Source organism: Photobacterium sp. DNB22_13_2, from assembly GCF_052873915.1.
This window is the reverse complement of sequence record NZ_JBNNXU010000004.1, coordinates 245,851-260,201: the sequence shown is the minus strand read 5'-3', so window position 1 is coordinate 260,201 and position 14,351 is coordinate 245,851. Positions and strand designations below refer to the sequence as shown.

General features: G+C 42.8%; 15 protein-coding genes. 7 read left to right on the top strand and 8 right to left on the bottom strand.

The window, feature by feature from the left end:
- Positions 1-339 precede the first annotated feature (339 nt).
- Positions 340-780, bottom strand: a complete 441-nt coding sequence (locus tag ACVA58_RS08725; protein WP_446510042.1) for a VOC family protein — start codon at positions 778-780, stop codon at positions 340-342.
- A 42-nt stretch (positions 781-822) separates the two neighbouring features.
- Complete coding sequence (locus ACVA58_RS08720; RefSeq protein WP_446510041.1) at positions 823-1,500, bottom strand: type 1 glutamine amidotransferase domain-containing protein; 678 nt, start codon at positions 1,498-1,500, stop codon at positions 823-825.
- A 137-nt stretch (positions 1,501-1,637) separates the two neighbouring features.
- Between ACVA58_RS08720 and ACVA58_RS08715 the strand changes: the two genes are divergently transcribed.
- Entirely contained in the window at positions 1,638-2,030 is a 393-nt protein-coding gene (locus tag ACVA58_RS08715) for a thiol-disulfide oxidoreductase DCC family protein (protein WP_446510040.1), read from the top strand.
- A 38-nt stretch (positions 2,031-2,068) separates the two neighbouring features.
- Here ACVA58_RS08715 and ACVA58_RS08710 read toward each other — a convergent pair whose 3' ends face one another.
- Together ACVA58_RS08710 and ACVA58_RS08705 are read right to left on the bottom strand one after the other, a co-directional pair.
- A complete protein-coding gene (locus ACVA58_RS08710; protein ID WP_446510039.1) occupies positions 2,069-2,497 on the bottom strand; it encodes a MarR family winged helix-turn-helix transcriptional regulator in 429 nt (142 codons plus the stop codon).
- Positions 2,498-2,517: 20 nt separating this feature from the next.
- Positions 2,518-3,147, bottom strand: coding sequence for a cytochrome b/b6 domain-containing protein (locus tag ACVA58_RS08705; RefSeq protein WP_446510038.1), 630 nt, complete (start codon positions 3,145-3,147; stop codon positions 2,518-2,520).
- A gap of 133 nt (positions 3,148-3,280) precedes the next feature.
- Here ACVA58_RS08705 and ACVA58_RS08700 point away from each other — a divergent pair, with 133 nt between their 5' ends.
- From ACVA58_RS08700 to ACVA58_RS08690, 3 genes are all read left to right on the top strand, one after another.
- Positions 3,281-3,781, top strand: a complete 501-nt coding sequence (locus tag ACVA58_RS08700; protein WP_446510037.1) for a cytochrome c — start codon at positions 3,281-3,283, stop codon at positions 3,779-3,781.
- A gap of 111 nt (positions 3,782-3,892) precedes the next feature.
- Positions 3,893-5,080 carry an MFS transporter gene (locus ACVA58_RS08695; RefSeq protein WP_446510036.1) on the top strand — a complete coding sequence of 396 codons (1,188 nt, stop codon included), beginning with the start codon at positions 3,893-3,895 and terminating at the stop codon, positions 5,078-5,080.
- A gap of 114 nt (positions 5,081-5,194) precedes the next feature.
- On the top strand, positions 5,195-5,650 hold the full coding sequence (locus tag ACVA58_RS08690; RefSeq protein WP_446510035.1) for a dCMP deaminase family protein: 456 nt from the start codon (positions 5,195-5,197) through the stop codon (positions 5,648-5,650).
- An 82-nt stretch (positions 5,651-5,732) separates the two neighbouring features.
- Here ACVA58_RS08690 and ACVA58_RS08685 read toward each other — a convergent pair whose 3' ends face one another.
- Positions 5,733-6,614: a patatin-like phospholipase family protein gene (locus ACVA58_RS08685; protein WP_446510034.1), complete on the bottom strand. Its 882-nt coding sequence runs from the start codon at positions 6,612-6,614 to the stop codon at positions 5,733-5,735.
- A 436-nt stretch (positions 6,615-7,050) separates the two neighbouring features.
- Here ACVA58_RS08685 and ACVA58_RS08680 point away from each other — a divergent pair, with 436 nt between their 5' ends.
- Positions 7,051-7,596, top strand: coding sequence for a hypothetical protein (locus ACVA58_RS08680; protein ID WP_446510033.1), 546 nt, complete (start codon positions 7,051-7,053; stop codon positions 7,594-7,596).
- Between the two features lie 118 nt (positions 7,597-7,714).
- Here the strand turns inward: ACVA58_RS08680 and ACVA58_RS08675 are convergent, their stop codons facing one another.
- Positions 7,715-9,394: a pseudouridine synthase gene (locus ACVA58_RS08675; protein WP_446510032.1), complete on the bottom strand. Its 1,680-nt coding sequence runs from the start codon at positions 9,392-9,394 to the stop codon at positions 7,715-7,717.
- 397 nt (positions 9,395-9,791) lie between these two features.
- Here ACVA58_RS08675 and ACVA58_RS08670 point away from each other — a divergent pair, with 397 nt between their 5' ends.
- Positions 9,792-10,631 (top strand): EAL domain-containing protein, encoded by an 840-nt coding sequence (locus ACVA58_RS08670; RefSeq protein WP_446510031.1) that lies wholly within the window; start codon positions 9,792-9,794, stop codon positions 10,629-10,631.
- 32 nt (positions 10,632-10,663) lie between these two features.
- On the opposite strand, the gene ACVA58_RS08665 is transcribed toward ACVA58_RS08670, so the two are convergent.
- A complete protein-coding gene (locus tag ACVA58_RS08665) occupies positions 10,664-12,055 on the bottom strand; it encodes a class II fumarate hydratase (RefSeq protein ID WP_446510030.1) in 1,392 nt (463 codons plus the stop codon).
- Between the two features lie 266 nt (positions 12,056-12,321).
- Here ACVA58_RS08665 and ACVA58_RS08660 point away from each other — a divergent pair, with 266 nt between their 5' ends.
- Positions 12,322-12,600: a PepSY domain-containing protein gene (locus ACVA58_RS08660; RefSeq protein ID WP_446510029.1), complete on the top strand. Its 279-nt coding sequence runs from the start codon at positions 12,322-12,324 to the stop codon at positions 12,598-12,600.
- A gap of 128 nt (positions 12,601-12,728) precedes the next feature.
- Here the strand turns inward: ACVA58_RS08660 and ACVA58_RS08655 are convergent, their stop codons facing one another.
- A complete protein-coding gene (locus ACVA58_RS08655; protein WP_446510028.1) occupies positions 12,729-14,120 on the bottom strand; it encodes an alpha-amylase family glycosyl hydrolase in 1,392 nt (463 codons plus the stop codon).
- Between the last annotated feature and the right edge of the window lie 231 nt (positions 14,121-14,351).

Here is a 14,351-nt window from a genome sequence, read left to right as displayed (position 1 = left end):
TTAATCCAAAAGAGGTGCGCAAAAAATTAAAAAAAGAACAAAAAAATCTTAGTAAGTTGCAAGGATTAGCACTGTCTCAGGTCTGCGAATTGTCATGAATATGCGAGTAAAGTTTTATGGGTAAGATGGATTGGAATTGCTTATTTGGACGGAGTTTAAGGTGTGATATGAGAGGCTATAAAGCTGTAAGGCTATGTTATTGTGATTTTATTGAGGGGAGGAATACGGAGCTTTAGAACACATTATATAAATGCGAGTTGGACATGCAAAGAGAGGGGCTATATGCGCTTTACCTTAGTAAAGGTAAAGCGCTAATTAGAAACCTGAGCTAGCTGTTAATTACCATTTACCCGTATTTTCCATCGAAATCCAAGGTTCGGCAGGTGCTAATGCTTCGCCTTTTTGTAGTAGTTCAATAGAAATACCATCCGGAGAGCGTACGAAAGCCATATGGCCATCTCGTGGTGGGCGGTTTATGGTTACACCGTTATCTTGTAGATGGGCACACAGGTGGTAGATATTGTCGACACGAAAGGCGAGATGTCCAAAGTTACGACCACCTGCATACTCTTCAGGATCCCAGTTGTAAGTCAACTCGATCAATGGGGCGCTGGTGGCTTTAGCATTATCTGCATCGCCAGCAGCGGCGAGAAAAACCAACGTAAAGCGACCTTTTTCACTCTCTTTGCGGTTGGTTTCTACCAAACCCAGTTTGTTGCAGTAAAAATCCAGCGATGCATCAAGATCGCTGACTCGTACCATTGTGTGTAAATATTCCATTGTACGTCCTGTTATTATTCGATAGTGCCTTGCGCCAAGTTACTATTCTAACAGCAGTTCTGCAACGGCTTCACCTACCCCAGCGGCGGATTGGGGGTTTTGCCCTGTGATCAGGTTACCATCGATAACGACGTTATTTGCCCAAGCGTCAGCTGAAATAAATGTGGCATTAGCCTGTTTCAGTTTGTCTTCGAGTAAAAACGGCACAACAGCGGCGAGTCCGATAGCCTCTTCTTCTTCATTGGTAAACCCGGTGACTTTCATGTTGGCGATAAGGTGATCGCCGTTGGAGTAGGTCATATTGACCAGCGCCGCTGGACCATGGCAAATTGCAGCGAGAATACCGCCATGCTGATAGATAGCTATGGCGACACGTTTTACATGCTCATCGTCAGGAAAATCCCACATGGTGCCGTGGCCACCGGCAAATATAATTGCTTGGTAGTCTGAAGGCATGATGTTATTGATCGAATGACTGTTTTTCAAATGCTCAACGAGGTCAGGATCAGCTAGGAAACGTGCGTTGAACTCATCTTCTTCATCCCAGCTTTTAGGGTCAACGGGTGTTTCACCCCCTGCAATTGACACAATACCGACGTCTACTCCTTTATCAGCCAAAGCAAAGTAGGGGTGGGTTAATTCTGAAAGCCAAAATCCTGTTGTTGTGCCCGTATTTCCCATTGCAGCATGACTGGTAAGGACAATTAATGCTTTTGCCATAATGTTATTCCCTCAAGCAAGAGATAAAAGTTACAGCGAAAGCATAGTATACCCAAGTAAACACGCCTATTGATGACGCTCTGGTAGTCGTAGGCAATACTGCCTCCTCGCTACACTATATAAAGGGTAGCGAGGAAGTGAATGAGTTTATGGTGATGTTGAAAGGTAAGCTGACCATCTTCTATGACGGATCTTGCTCTAGTTGCGTTGATGACCGTGATTGGTTTATTCGACAATTGAGTCGGCCGGATAATGTTGATTGGTGCGATATTACGGGACAAGATGACTACTTGAAGTCGTTGGGGATTGATCCATATCTTGCTGTCAAAGAGTTACATGTAATGAATGTAAACGGTGAGATCCATAAAGAACTGGATGCTTACATTTTGTTATTCAGGCAGGTGTGGTATCTACGTCCTTTGGTTTGGGTAATGGCTATTTCATATGTGAAAAGGCGACTCTCCCGTTGGTATCGGAAAACTGTAGATCGAAGGCTAGCAGCGCAAGGACGAGTGGATCAAGATAAGTGAAGGTTAGTACAGCTTTGTACCAACCCTCAGATAAGAAGCTATAGGGTTTTTACCATTTTTTGTAATAGCGAAATCAGCTGCTTTTGTTCATCAGTATCCAGGCTGCTCAACACTTGTTTATTGATAGCGACCGGAATTGGTATCAATGTTTTTCTTAACTCTCGGCCTTTATCCGTTAGGAAAATACGGAATGAACGGCGGCTATTGGGATCATTTTGCCTTTCAACTAACCCCAGTTTTTCAAGTTTGTCGATGGTACGCGTGGTGGTGGAATTTTCGACTTTAGATTTTTGCGAAATTTCCGTTTGGGTTATCCCTTCCTCTTCCCATAGGCACATCAAGGTTGGCCAAAGTGCTATGGTCAGATCGTGTTTCTTTAGCTCGGTGTCGAAAATCTTAGCGGTATTGTTGGCAACAACATTTATTAGCCATCCGAAGCTCGATTGTCGGTCAAATTCTTGTGTCATCAGGGACTAACCTTCATGTTTTATAAACTAGCAACTATTGCCATTGTAACTGATAGTGCTGCAACAAACAGTATCAGTGCTTTTTTATTGCTGGCAAAGTGAAGCGTGTCAGAGGAGATTTCTAAACCGTGTTGCTGTTTTCCGGTGATCATGGCTAATACCAATGGTTTGTTACGCAACTTGTAAACGAAAATAGCCACTAAATGAGTGAAAACAAGTCCCACCAATGCTTTGGCAGCAAAGGCATGTATGCTTTCAACAGCAGTATAAAACTGATCATCCAATATATCGTCCAACATCCTGAAATTATCGAACCATCCTGTAAGCGCCAAGCCGCTTAAACACTGAATTATGAGTATTGTCAGCAATACAAACACCATTAAAGCTCCTGCCGGGTTATGACCTGGCTTAGGCTGATATCTTCCTTTCAGATAATTGATTATTACGCGAGGTGAATGGATAAATTGTGAGAAGCGGCTTGTATCACTGCCAAGAACTCCCCAGCTAAGCCGCCATATTAATAGTGCAAACAAGGCGAGACCGAAAGCGATATGTGGGCCTCCGCCATTAAATCCACTCAGTGCAAGAAACGTAAAAAGAATAGCTTGTAGCCAATGATATAAGCGAGTTGGTAAATCCCAAATTTTCAAAGTTTCCGACCTTAATTCAATGTTGTTGTAACTGTTAGAGGTGAATTTACACCGCAATAGTTGCAATTGCAATTGTTGCGATTTAAATTCAGGCCGTCATAAGATGGGCAAACAATAAATGTTGGAGTTAAGAATGATAAAGGTGCAAAAAAATAGTTTGATGCTGGGGCTAGGTTTAGGACTTACTCTCACGCATTCAATAGCTGCAGTGGCAGCAGATATGATTGAAGCGGTAAACACTCAAAAGACGGTTGAGTTAACAACTGCTGAGGCCATTTCTATGCGACAGTCAGCTTTTGAACTAATTGAACAAGACGCCAAGCTGGCGGGTAAAGCGTTAAAAGCCAAGGAGGTTAACTGGGATAATCTTAAGCCGACAACAAAGAAAATGTATGAAGCTTCAACGCGCTTAGAGTCTCTATTTCCTGAAGGTAGTTTAGAGGGAAGTAAAGCCAAGGATAAGGTTTGGAAAGATAGAGCAAGGTTTGAGCAGCTATTAAATGAAATGGACGACGGTTTTGTACAGCTTTATCAAGCAACGATGAAAGAAGATAAAGCCGCTGCGCAACAGGGACTCAAGCAAGCACAGTCGACATGTAAAGCTTGTCACCGTCAATACCGCTCACGCTGGTAATAGGGATGAATTCCATGGCCTTTTTTCTCTGGACTGTTAAGCTAGTTGAATATTCGTTTATTAGTATTTGCCCAAATAACTTCAAGGTGATTGGGTATAAGTAGGGAAGCTATGTTAGCAGCTCGTCAAGATCATGGGTGGAAAACACCACAGAACTTTTTGATCTTAATTTCAATTATCGTTCCGGTTGCTTTTTCTAGTTGGCAGGCGCTACTCAATAACTTTGTCATCGAACAAGCCAGTTTCACCGGTGCAGATATTGGCTTGTTGCAAAGTGTGCGTGAAATTCCTGGCTTTTTGGCATTTACCGCAGTGTTTGTTTTGTTGTTCATCCGAGAGCAACGATTCATGATCCTCTCACTTGCAATGTTAACGTTAGGGGTAGCTATTACCGGTTTTTTCCCATCGGTATCGGGGTTGCTACTGACTACCTTGTTGATGTCGACTGGGTTTCATTATTTTGAAACACTCAAGCAGTCGCTATCTCTGCAATGGTTGAGCAAGGATGAAGCTCCAGAGGTACTCGGAAAATTAATTTCGGTTGGTGCGTTGGCCTCTCTGTGTACCTATGGGGCGTTGTGGATCATGCTAGAGCAGTTTGAGCTGTCATTTAAATGGGTTTATTTAATCACTGGTATGGCTGCTTTTGGTATATTGATTTTTGTTGCTACTGCATTTCCACACTTTAAAAGTGAAACAGCGCAGACCAAGAAATTGGTATTTCGTAAACGTTATTGGTTGTATTACGCGCTGACGTTTATGAGCGGTGCCCGCCGTCAGATCTTTATCGTTTTCGCTGGGTTTTTGATGGTTGAAAAATTCGGTTATTCCGCTGCAGATATCACCCTACTATTTTTGATCAATTACTTGTTTAACTGGCTATTTGCAAAAAAAATCGGACGATTTATTGGACGAGTTGGAGAGCGCAAAGCCCTAGTCTTTGAATATGTTGGCTTGATTGGAGTGTTTGCTGGTTATGCCATTGTCGAACAAGCAGAGGTCGCAGCGGTGTTATATGTTGTTGACCACCTGTTTTTTGCCTTAGCGTTAGCAATGAAAACCTATTTTCAGAAAATAGCCGATCCAGCAGACATGGCTTCTACCGCTGGTGTTGCGTTCACAATTAACCACATAGCTGCGGTCGTGATCCCAGTTAGTTTCGGTTTGCTTTGGCTTACATCGCCTTCTTCTGTGTTTTTCGCGGGTGCAGCAATGGCTGGGATATCGCTATTGTTGTCATTGAATATTCCCGCGAAACCGGAGGAGGGGAACGAAGTCAGGGTGTTGGCTTGGCGTTAATTTACCCAAGTAATAAGGTTAATTAACATATCATGACAAGGTCGGACTTGAGCGAAACGCATAAGTTTTGCATCATATATCTAATTGATTTCAATATACCACAAGGTAAAGAACATGATTTCTAAATGGGCAGTGCGCTTTTTTCAAATGGCGGAGCTAGTTGGCTCATGGAGTAAAGATCCTTCGACACAAGTTGGTGCTGTTATAACGAAAGGTAACCGCATTGTTTCTGTTGGCTTCAATGGTTATCCCCACGGTGTATCTGATAGTGCTGATACCGATGACCGTGAAATGAAGCTACTAAAGACTCTTCATGCTGAAGAAAATGCCATCTTGTTTGCCAAACGTGATTTGGCCGATTGTGACATTTGGGTAACGCATTTCCCGTGCCCAAACTGTGCAGCAAAAATTATTCAAACAGGTATCTCAACGGTTCATTGCCCTGAACAGACTGAAGATTTCCTGTCTCGCTGGGGAGATAAAATCCAAGTGAGTAAGGAAATGTTTGAGCAGTCAGGTGTGCAGGTCAACTGGTTACCGTTGGATGAACTGGATAAAAAAGCGAACTAGATAGAAAGCAAACCAATAGTTAAGAGGCTGCCAATGCAGCCTTTTTACTTTTTCCCAGCTAACGTTAAAGTATTTAGGCAAATCATAGACAGAAGTGACAGTTTTCCTCGTTTAAACCATGCCTCCCCTGAAGGTTAGTCATATGCCCCTCGCCGGCGGTGACCCCCATTTGATAACCCTCATCCAAAATACTTCGCTTCATCGATAAGCGCTTAACGGCAAAAGACTCTGGTGGTGCTATGACTCTCACTATCGTATCGGCAGGTGGGTTCCTGATGAAATCTAATGAGGCATTATAATTTCCGGCTCTGTGCAACATTGCATCCGCCACGCCTGGATAGCGGGATAGTAACTTTTTCATCAACCAAGGGTGTTTCGTTGGATTCATATGATAGCTTAAAGGGTGCGAAAGAATGACCGTAATATCTCTCGCACCTCGGCGGTAGGCTTCTTTTACTGGTATTGAATCAGCGACACCGCCATCGGTGTAACACCCGCCAGAAAAACAGGGCGGGGTTTTAACCGCTATGGGTAAAGCTGCAGTCGCAACCAAAGCGTCTTTAATATTTGATTCTGTAACCAGGTAATAGTTAGCATGCCCGTCGGATACGTTAGTTACTGTGGCCCAAAAGGGTATTGAGTTAAACAGGCGCTGCTTATCAATTGGAAAGCGGCGATTAGATTCTTGCCACAGCCAATCTACATCAACCAGATCGCCACCTCGTAGAAAGCGCTTGGGATTTAAGAAAGTCTTAGTTGTTGCCAGCTCTGTGATCACGTTAAAGCTACGTTTAGGTTGCCTAGAAAGGTACCCAACGAGGTTAGATGCCCCTGCGGAGACTCCCATAGCAAAATCATAAGGACGAAAGTCGGAAGCCATAAATGCATCAAGCACACCACTGGCAAAAATTCCACGCATCGCACCGCCTTCTACAATTAAAGCGCGGCTGTTTTCTAATACCATACAAACCTCAATATCTCTGTTACGCGCTAAGATTACGCCTGGATGCTCGGAAGCGATATTTGGTTTTGGTTATCGTTGTAATCAGTATTTTCTAACATGTCGATGGCTGGGGCCTTGGCTGTCGTCATGATGCAGAAGGGCATGAATTTTTATGGGATAAATGGCTATGAACAGGATTAGCAACAAACTATCCCCAGAAATTGTGGATAACTATTTATTGGTACGGTGAATATTGTTGGGCAGTTTTTGTTCTTGAGTGAAATGTCATAGCAATCAATATTATTATGTTTTGTTTCTATATTTTAACTCTATGTTAATAGCTGGTTTGTTGTTTAATTGTAGTGTTTAATTCTGTTTCAGCGGCCGAAAACGCTTGTTTAGTCAGGTGTTCCCCATTAGTATCTACGCCGAATTTTACCTTTGTGGAGAGACTTGAATGGACTTTATCGTAGAAGTGCTGGGCTGGACTAGTGTCGCCTTTTACATTTCATTGACTATTTTCAATAGTATGAAGGCAACGCGTTTTGCTGCTTTTGGTTCTGCTGCGAACGATACCGTTTGGGCCCTGTTGATGGGCTGGTACCCAAAGGTAATTCTTAATCTCGCTGTGGCAAGCATTAATACTTACCGCTATGCGAAAGATTTCATGAGTGTATCCAAGACCTTGCTAATTGCGTTGGGTAGCGTAATGGCTGTGGGTATTGGCTACATTCTTTATGTTGCTGTGTCTTCTTTTGTTGCAGAGCCAACGCTTGCTGTGGGTTTCCAGTTCCTTGACTTGGGTATAATCTTAACGGCAATTTATATGACCAGCCTGCGTAAGTACCGCGTGTTGATGTTGATCTCTGGCTTCGTCGGTATGGTGGGTTACTATGGCAACCCTCAGATGATGATTATCAAGGTGCTGGTGATTGGTATCATGTCTTATAAGCTTTACAAAAATCAGGATGATAGTGCGCAGGCCGTTGCGACTCAGTCTTAATCTGATTTATTGAAAAAGCCCCGGAACGAGTTAGGTTTCGGGGCTTTTTTTATGGGCATGACCAAGGTCATTCTGCCATAACTAGAGACATGACATGGGTTATATCACTTTGTGTGACTTAAAACTCAGCGTCGACCTGGAAGGTCATTGGCTCATTGGTGATCGGGTGGCTTAACTTTAAAAGCTCGGCATGCAGATGGAGACGGTTGGTTTTAACACCGTACAAGTCGTCACCTAGGATTGGCATATTCAAGCCTAAAGAGTGGGCACAATGAACACGCAACTGGTGAGTACGACCGGTTTTCGGATATAAATGTACTTTAGTATGCCTGTCGCTGCGGCTGATCACTTCCCATTTGGTTTCTGCTGGCTTACCGTGCTCATAGCATACTAGTTGGCGCGGTCTGTCATCCAGATCCCCGCGCAATGGCAAGTTAATAAAACCCTCATCCGCCTCCAACACTCCGTCAATCATTGCCGTGTATCGCTTCTTGACTGTTCGTTGGATAAATTGTTTCTGCAGGCTTTTATTTGCTCGCTTAGAAATAGCAATGACCATCAAACCTGACGTAGACATATCCAAGCGGTGAACAATTAGTGGACCAGTTGCATTAGGGAACTGTTGCTTCATCCGTAAATACACAGAGTCTTCGATGGTTTTACCCGGCACAGATAGAAACTCAGCAGGTTTATTGACCACTGCCATATCTTCATCTTGATAAATAATATCAATACTTTTTCCCTCTGCTGGATTAGTCAGCAGTGGGTTGTCGTCAAGCTCCATACCTTCGAGCATGTGGGTAAGAATTGGCAAACACTTCCCTTGGCAAGATGGGTAATAGTGCTTATGACGGCGAACTTCCGATTTTGGTGAGTTTCCCCACCAAAACTCAGCCAGTGCAATAGGTGTCATGTTGTGCTTAAAAGCAAACTGCAACAGTTTTGGCGCTGCACATTCACCGGCTCCTGCTGGTGGGACACCTTGGGCTGTGCCAATGAATAGTTCACCAAGGCACTTTTCTTCACCTTTACTGTTTAGAAAGCGGTATTGTTCGAACAGTTGTTGTTGTAATGAAGAAGAGAAATCACGGCGCTTTTCAATCAAAGGTGAGATCACATTCTGTAATTGATCAAGCTGCTCTTGCTTATTGGCAACTTCAGCTTCCCAATAAAGCTTGAGATCGCGCAACTGAAGCTTCTCAATCACACTTTCTTGGCTCAGTTGGGTTTTTAGCTGATTACGTTCTTCAGGATCTAGGTTGGCACTGTCAGCACGTTTAGATTTTCGTATTTTCCTTGCTTCGACCATGTTGCTACGATGCGCCGCAAGCGCTTCATTTGCAGCCTGTTGGGCTTCCTTCAAAGCTTGTTGAGCTGTAGCGAGAGCAGGGTTTGCTTCTAACTTTTTAATCTGCTGACTAAACTCGTTAAGGGTCTCTTGTCCGCTAAGAAAGAAACTGCCGTCAGCAAGCATATCGAATACTGGTGGGACAAAATTAGGCAATAAATTTTGATTTGCTATTTTTCCGGAGAAAGCCGAAAGGAAGCCGATTTCACCTTGCTGATTTTTAACCAGTAACACACCAAACATTTTTCCGATAGCGCTATCGGTATCACCATCAAGGCCAAAATTATGCTGCCAATCTGTTTGTGTCTCAAGGTGCTGTTGTAATTGTTCTGCGGCGACAAGGCACAATGGATGTGGCTCGTAGTAGAACGGGTATGTAAAACGCTCGGGCAATTCATAGTGCTCGATAGAAGACGTAAAAGGCGTAAAACAATGTTCCGTGGCGTGCATAAGCTGATCTATGGTGAAGTAATCCAGTCCTATCAAGTCCTATTGGTACTGATAGGGAATAAGGGCGGCAATTCTACCTGTTAGTCGAAAGGAGATCATCTCTGGAGATGAATTTCAGCAAAAGTGACTGTAAAGTCGCAGAAAGATATGCTCTGTGTTGCATTTTGTGGACATACATTGAACTATGCTAATTAGTTCATTTTTGTTAGCAGTATTTTGAGATTGTGATAGATGATTTTGAGTAATAAATTGTTGCTTACAGTTGCTATTAATTGTCAGGATATTGTAAATACGCTGAATGCGGTTACGATATGGTCTAACCTATTCTAGATGGTTCATAACTTAATCACTAATGCCGAATGAATCGGTAATAGATTTAATTAGGGCAGTTTTCTCTGTGGATAGAATATTAAGAGCAAGAGATGAGATTGAACGTCACCTCCTTTTCCAAGGTGAGGGGCAGTATATTGCTGCATATCAGAATCTTGTTCTTAAAAGTGCATTTCAACCCATAGTTAAAGCCGATGGCAGTGTATATGCTTACGAAGCATTAATGAGGATATACAACACAAGCGGTGATTTAGTAAAAAATGGAGACTTAATCAAACACTACCGAGATCACCCTGCTCATTTAATTAATATTGACCGGCTTGCTCGGGTCATCCACCTTAGAAACTTTTCGCACTTTAAACTATCTTCTAACTTGTTTATTAACATGATGCCAGTCACCATTTTATTTTGTGAGAGTGAGGGGCTTGTTGATTCTGTCTTTATACCTCGAATTTATGAATTGGGTTTAAAGCCGGAACAAGTTTTTATCGAGATCATAGAGCATCATACCAACGATGATATGGCTTTGGCGAGAGCTATTCGCCACTTGAATCAGGCTGGTTTGAATATTGTTATTGATGATTTTGGGGTTGAAGGATCTTCTGAAGATCGAGCTCGGTCAGTGTCACCAAACATAATAAAAGCTGATAGCTCCTTATTGGCAGAATACCTGCAGGGGCATACTCAACCGCTTTATAATGTTTTTTCGCTGTGCCGAGAATTGGGGGCTAGGCTTATAATAGAAGGGGTTGAAGACTTAAAAGGGTATCATGCGGCAATATCATTAGGGGCTGATTACCTTCAGGGCTATTATGTTGGATTACCGCAGTTTAATAATGCGAGTAGCCAACCAGTATTAAACGACGGCCAAGACTCTAACAAAAGCAATATTGACCAACCCAATTAAATTACCAGGGCTGGTCTGTTTATAAATAATTGTCAGTCTTTATCTGCGACTCCTCCTTGAGTTAAGTGGTGAGGCTCTAGTAGTTTTTCTAATTCACTTCTGTTTATATCCGTTTCTTCTACTGCTACATCAATGATATTTCGTTGTTCTTTATAAGCTTTCTTAGCAATTTCAGCGGCTTTTAGATAGCCGATGATAGGGTTGAGTGCTGTAACCAATATTGGATTTTTGCTGAGTGCACTATCAAGCGTATCTTGTTTCACTTGGAACGAGTCGATAGCCTTGTCGGCAAGGAGATTCATCGAGCTTGCTAGCAGCTCAATACTTTGTAAAACGTTATAGGCAATGACGGGCAGCATGACATTGAGTTGGAAATTACCCGACTGCCCAGCAATCGAAATCGTTGTATCGTTGCCCATGACTTGAGCGGCAACCATGGCCGATGATTCTGGGATAACAGGGTTTACTTTTCCTGGCATGATAGATGAACCGGGTTGCAATGACTCCAGCTCTATTTCACCCAACCCAGCGAGTGGGCCGGAATTCATCCATCGTAAATCATTACTGATCTTCATCAGTGCAACCGCGGCAGTTTTGAGTTGGCCGGATAAACTAACAATGGCATCTTGGCTGCTGAGGTTATAAAAGAAGTTGTCGCTAACAGTGAAATTAATTTCTGTGGATATGGATATATTGTTGACGAAGATAGCGGGGAATTCCGGTGCTGAATTGATACCAGTACCCACAGCGGTACCACCTTGTCCTAATGCGATAACGTTTTCTAGTGCCATTACGATCCCGTTGCGAGCTTTACATAGTTGTGTCTGCCAGCCTTCCATTTCCTGACCTAAGGTTACTGGCATGGCATCCATCAAATGAGTTCGCCCGGTTTTTGTAATGTGCCCGACGGCAAGTATTTTCTTTTCGAGCGCCTCAATAATGTGATCAAAAGCTGGAAGTAATTTTTGGTGGCAGGCAAGGGCTGAGCTGACTTGTATTGCAGTGGGAATGACATCGTTACTGCTTTGCCCCATATTCACATCGTCATTGGCGTCTACATCGTCGCCCAACCTCTGGGTTGCTAATGATGCAATGACTTCATTGGCGTTCATATTTGAGCTTGTGCCAGAGCCTGTTTGAAAAATGTCCACAGGGAAATGTTCAAAGTGTTGGCCGTCGATGATCTCTTGACAACTGTCGATGATCGCATGGGCCTTGTCGAAATCCAGTAATTCGAGTTCTAGATTACTTCTTGCTGCTGCTTGCTTAATGAAAGCCAATGCCTGGATGAATAGGTTGGGCATTGGGATTCCACTAACGGGAAAGTTATTAACTGCGCGTTGAGTCTGTGCTCTATATAGTGCTTTCAATGGGACTTTTACTTCTCCCATACTGTCAGCTTCAGTGCGGTATCGCGATGTCATGGTGTCCCCCTACGGAAACGATGGTGTTACCGACAAGCTTAGATGTAATTCGCGAAACAAAGAGAATTTACTAAGAATTGACTTGCATAGTAGAAGGAGTAGGTAGAATCCAAGAAGTGAAGCGACGCGTATGCAATTTTAGGGGCATACTCAGTAATAAACTTAATGAATGCGTGATGGGTTTCACACCTTACACGCCGTGGAAGCAAGCTAATGCCTGCATTTTTGTTATTATGCGCTGAGTGGTTATTGATACAGGTGGATGTATGAAAGTATTGTTGAGATCTCTGTTAGCGGCGTTCACAGTGAGTTGTTTTTCTCTGCCTGTCTATGCTGATCCGGTCGAACGTTCTGTTTCACCAGAGCTGTCAGTACCTAAGGCAATGAGAATGCTACAAAGTCATGGTTATCACGACTTTCGTAAAATTAAAGTCGAACGTGATGAACATGAAATTGAAGTAGAGGCAAGAAATGCCGATGGCCATAGAGTCGAAATTGAAATGGATCTTTTCAGCGGAAAAATCCTCGCGGTAGAGCGTGATTAGCGCATAATATCAAACCCTGTAATATCCTCGCTGAAAGGTCAGAATACTACAGGGTTTGGTATTTTTTGAAAGCCGCGCATAACTTCTGTCGAATATTTACGCGGCTTTAGAGGCTAAATACAGAGCATTTACTTCAGCAGGTCTGACTGTACTAACATTGCACAACGGCCTGCGCTAAGCTCGTATTTACCTAAGACTCGATGAGATTGTGCCGACTCTTTCGTATTGGATCTCATTAGCTCAGTAAACTGGCCTGCTGGCAAGTCAATGTTTAATGGGGTACTTCCTCTGTTGAAAGCCACAACACCTTTATCTGCGCGGCTAAAGACCAAGTGATCTTTACCCTTGGACAAAACTGTCATGGGTAGAGACTGCATCAAGTTATGAAAGCTTATCATTTGAGTGAGCTTTGAATCACCCCACCTATCTTTCCATCTAGGCAAGTCTCCACTGTTAGTGATATTGCTTGTATCAAGATCGCTATAGATCAGAGGTACGCCACCGTCTCTTCCCAAAATGTAGCAATAGGCGAATAGCTCATTTTGCTCCGTCATGACTTGATCCAAGAAAACATCATTATTCGGAATATCATGAGTGATGGCGAAGGTGATGGCTCTATCATAGGCCAATGCCTGTCCGACTGAATAGGGGTTATCCAGTTCGGCCATCGGGTGACCTTTTTCGAATACATTGTACATGGCATGAAAAAGTGGGAAATCGTATGCCCCTAAGCTCGTCCCCTTTAAATAAGGAGCCAAGAAAAGTTCGTACTCTTCTTTCGTTGCGCCACCATCAGTGATGATTTCACCAAAAATATGAACATCTTCGCTAACTTCTTTATCCCAGACTAATTGAATATGTTCTAGCGTTAAGTGCTTAGCAGCGTCAATACGAAAACCTTTTATACCTAATTGTTTTAAGCTATTAATATAACATTTCTGTTGTTTTACTACATTTTGGTTACATTTTAGCGTCGGTAAACCGGGATCTTCACTACTACCGCTGATCCTGCCGTGTTGCACTTCCCATGGATCTGTCCAGTTTTTGATTGGAAACGCTTTGATAAAATCCCGCTCTAAGAATAGGGGCTTAGTTAGATCTCCAAATAATTTGAGGTTTTCATAATTATCTGCTGACTGCTGATATTCATCCAATACCTGATTGGATGGGAAATTCAGATCATGTCTGAGGTGTGACTCATTGGCCATATGGTTAAAGACAACATCAACATAAACATGCACATCATAGTCGTTTAATATTTTTGTCATCTTACGGAAATCTTCAGTATTACCCAGTTGATTGTCTATCACTCGATAATCTTGCGGCTGGTAGCGTTGCCACCATTCTGTGCCGTTTTTATGCTTGTATGATTTCAGAGGGGGAGAGACAAGAACGGCTTTGTAGCCTGAGCTTGCTATTTTTTTAGCATACTGCGTGACTCGATTGTACGGCCAGTCGAAGGCGTGAAGAATCACATTGGTCGTTTTGATTTTCGTCTGTGTAGTATTGCTGGTTGTCATGGTTTGTGTCCCTTCAATGAACTGATCGCAGTCTATCGCTAGTTGTTGAAAAAGTATTCAGCTCTCCGAGTAAAAAAAGGGGATGAGAAGAGGGGGAGTAGTCAGACCACTATTGTAAATATGTTTAAAATTAGTACGTACTGTAAACAAAATAATATTTTGTTGGCAATTTTTTGTTGTTTAGTTTATTGATAGTTCTACCACTAGGGATGAGGTGGTAATAAGTGAAGA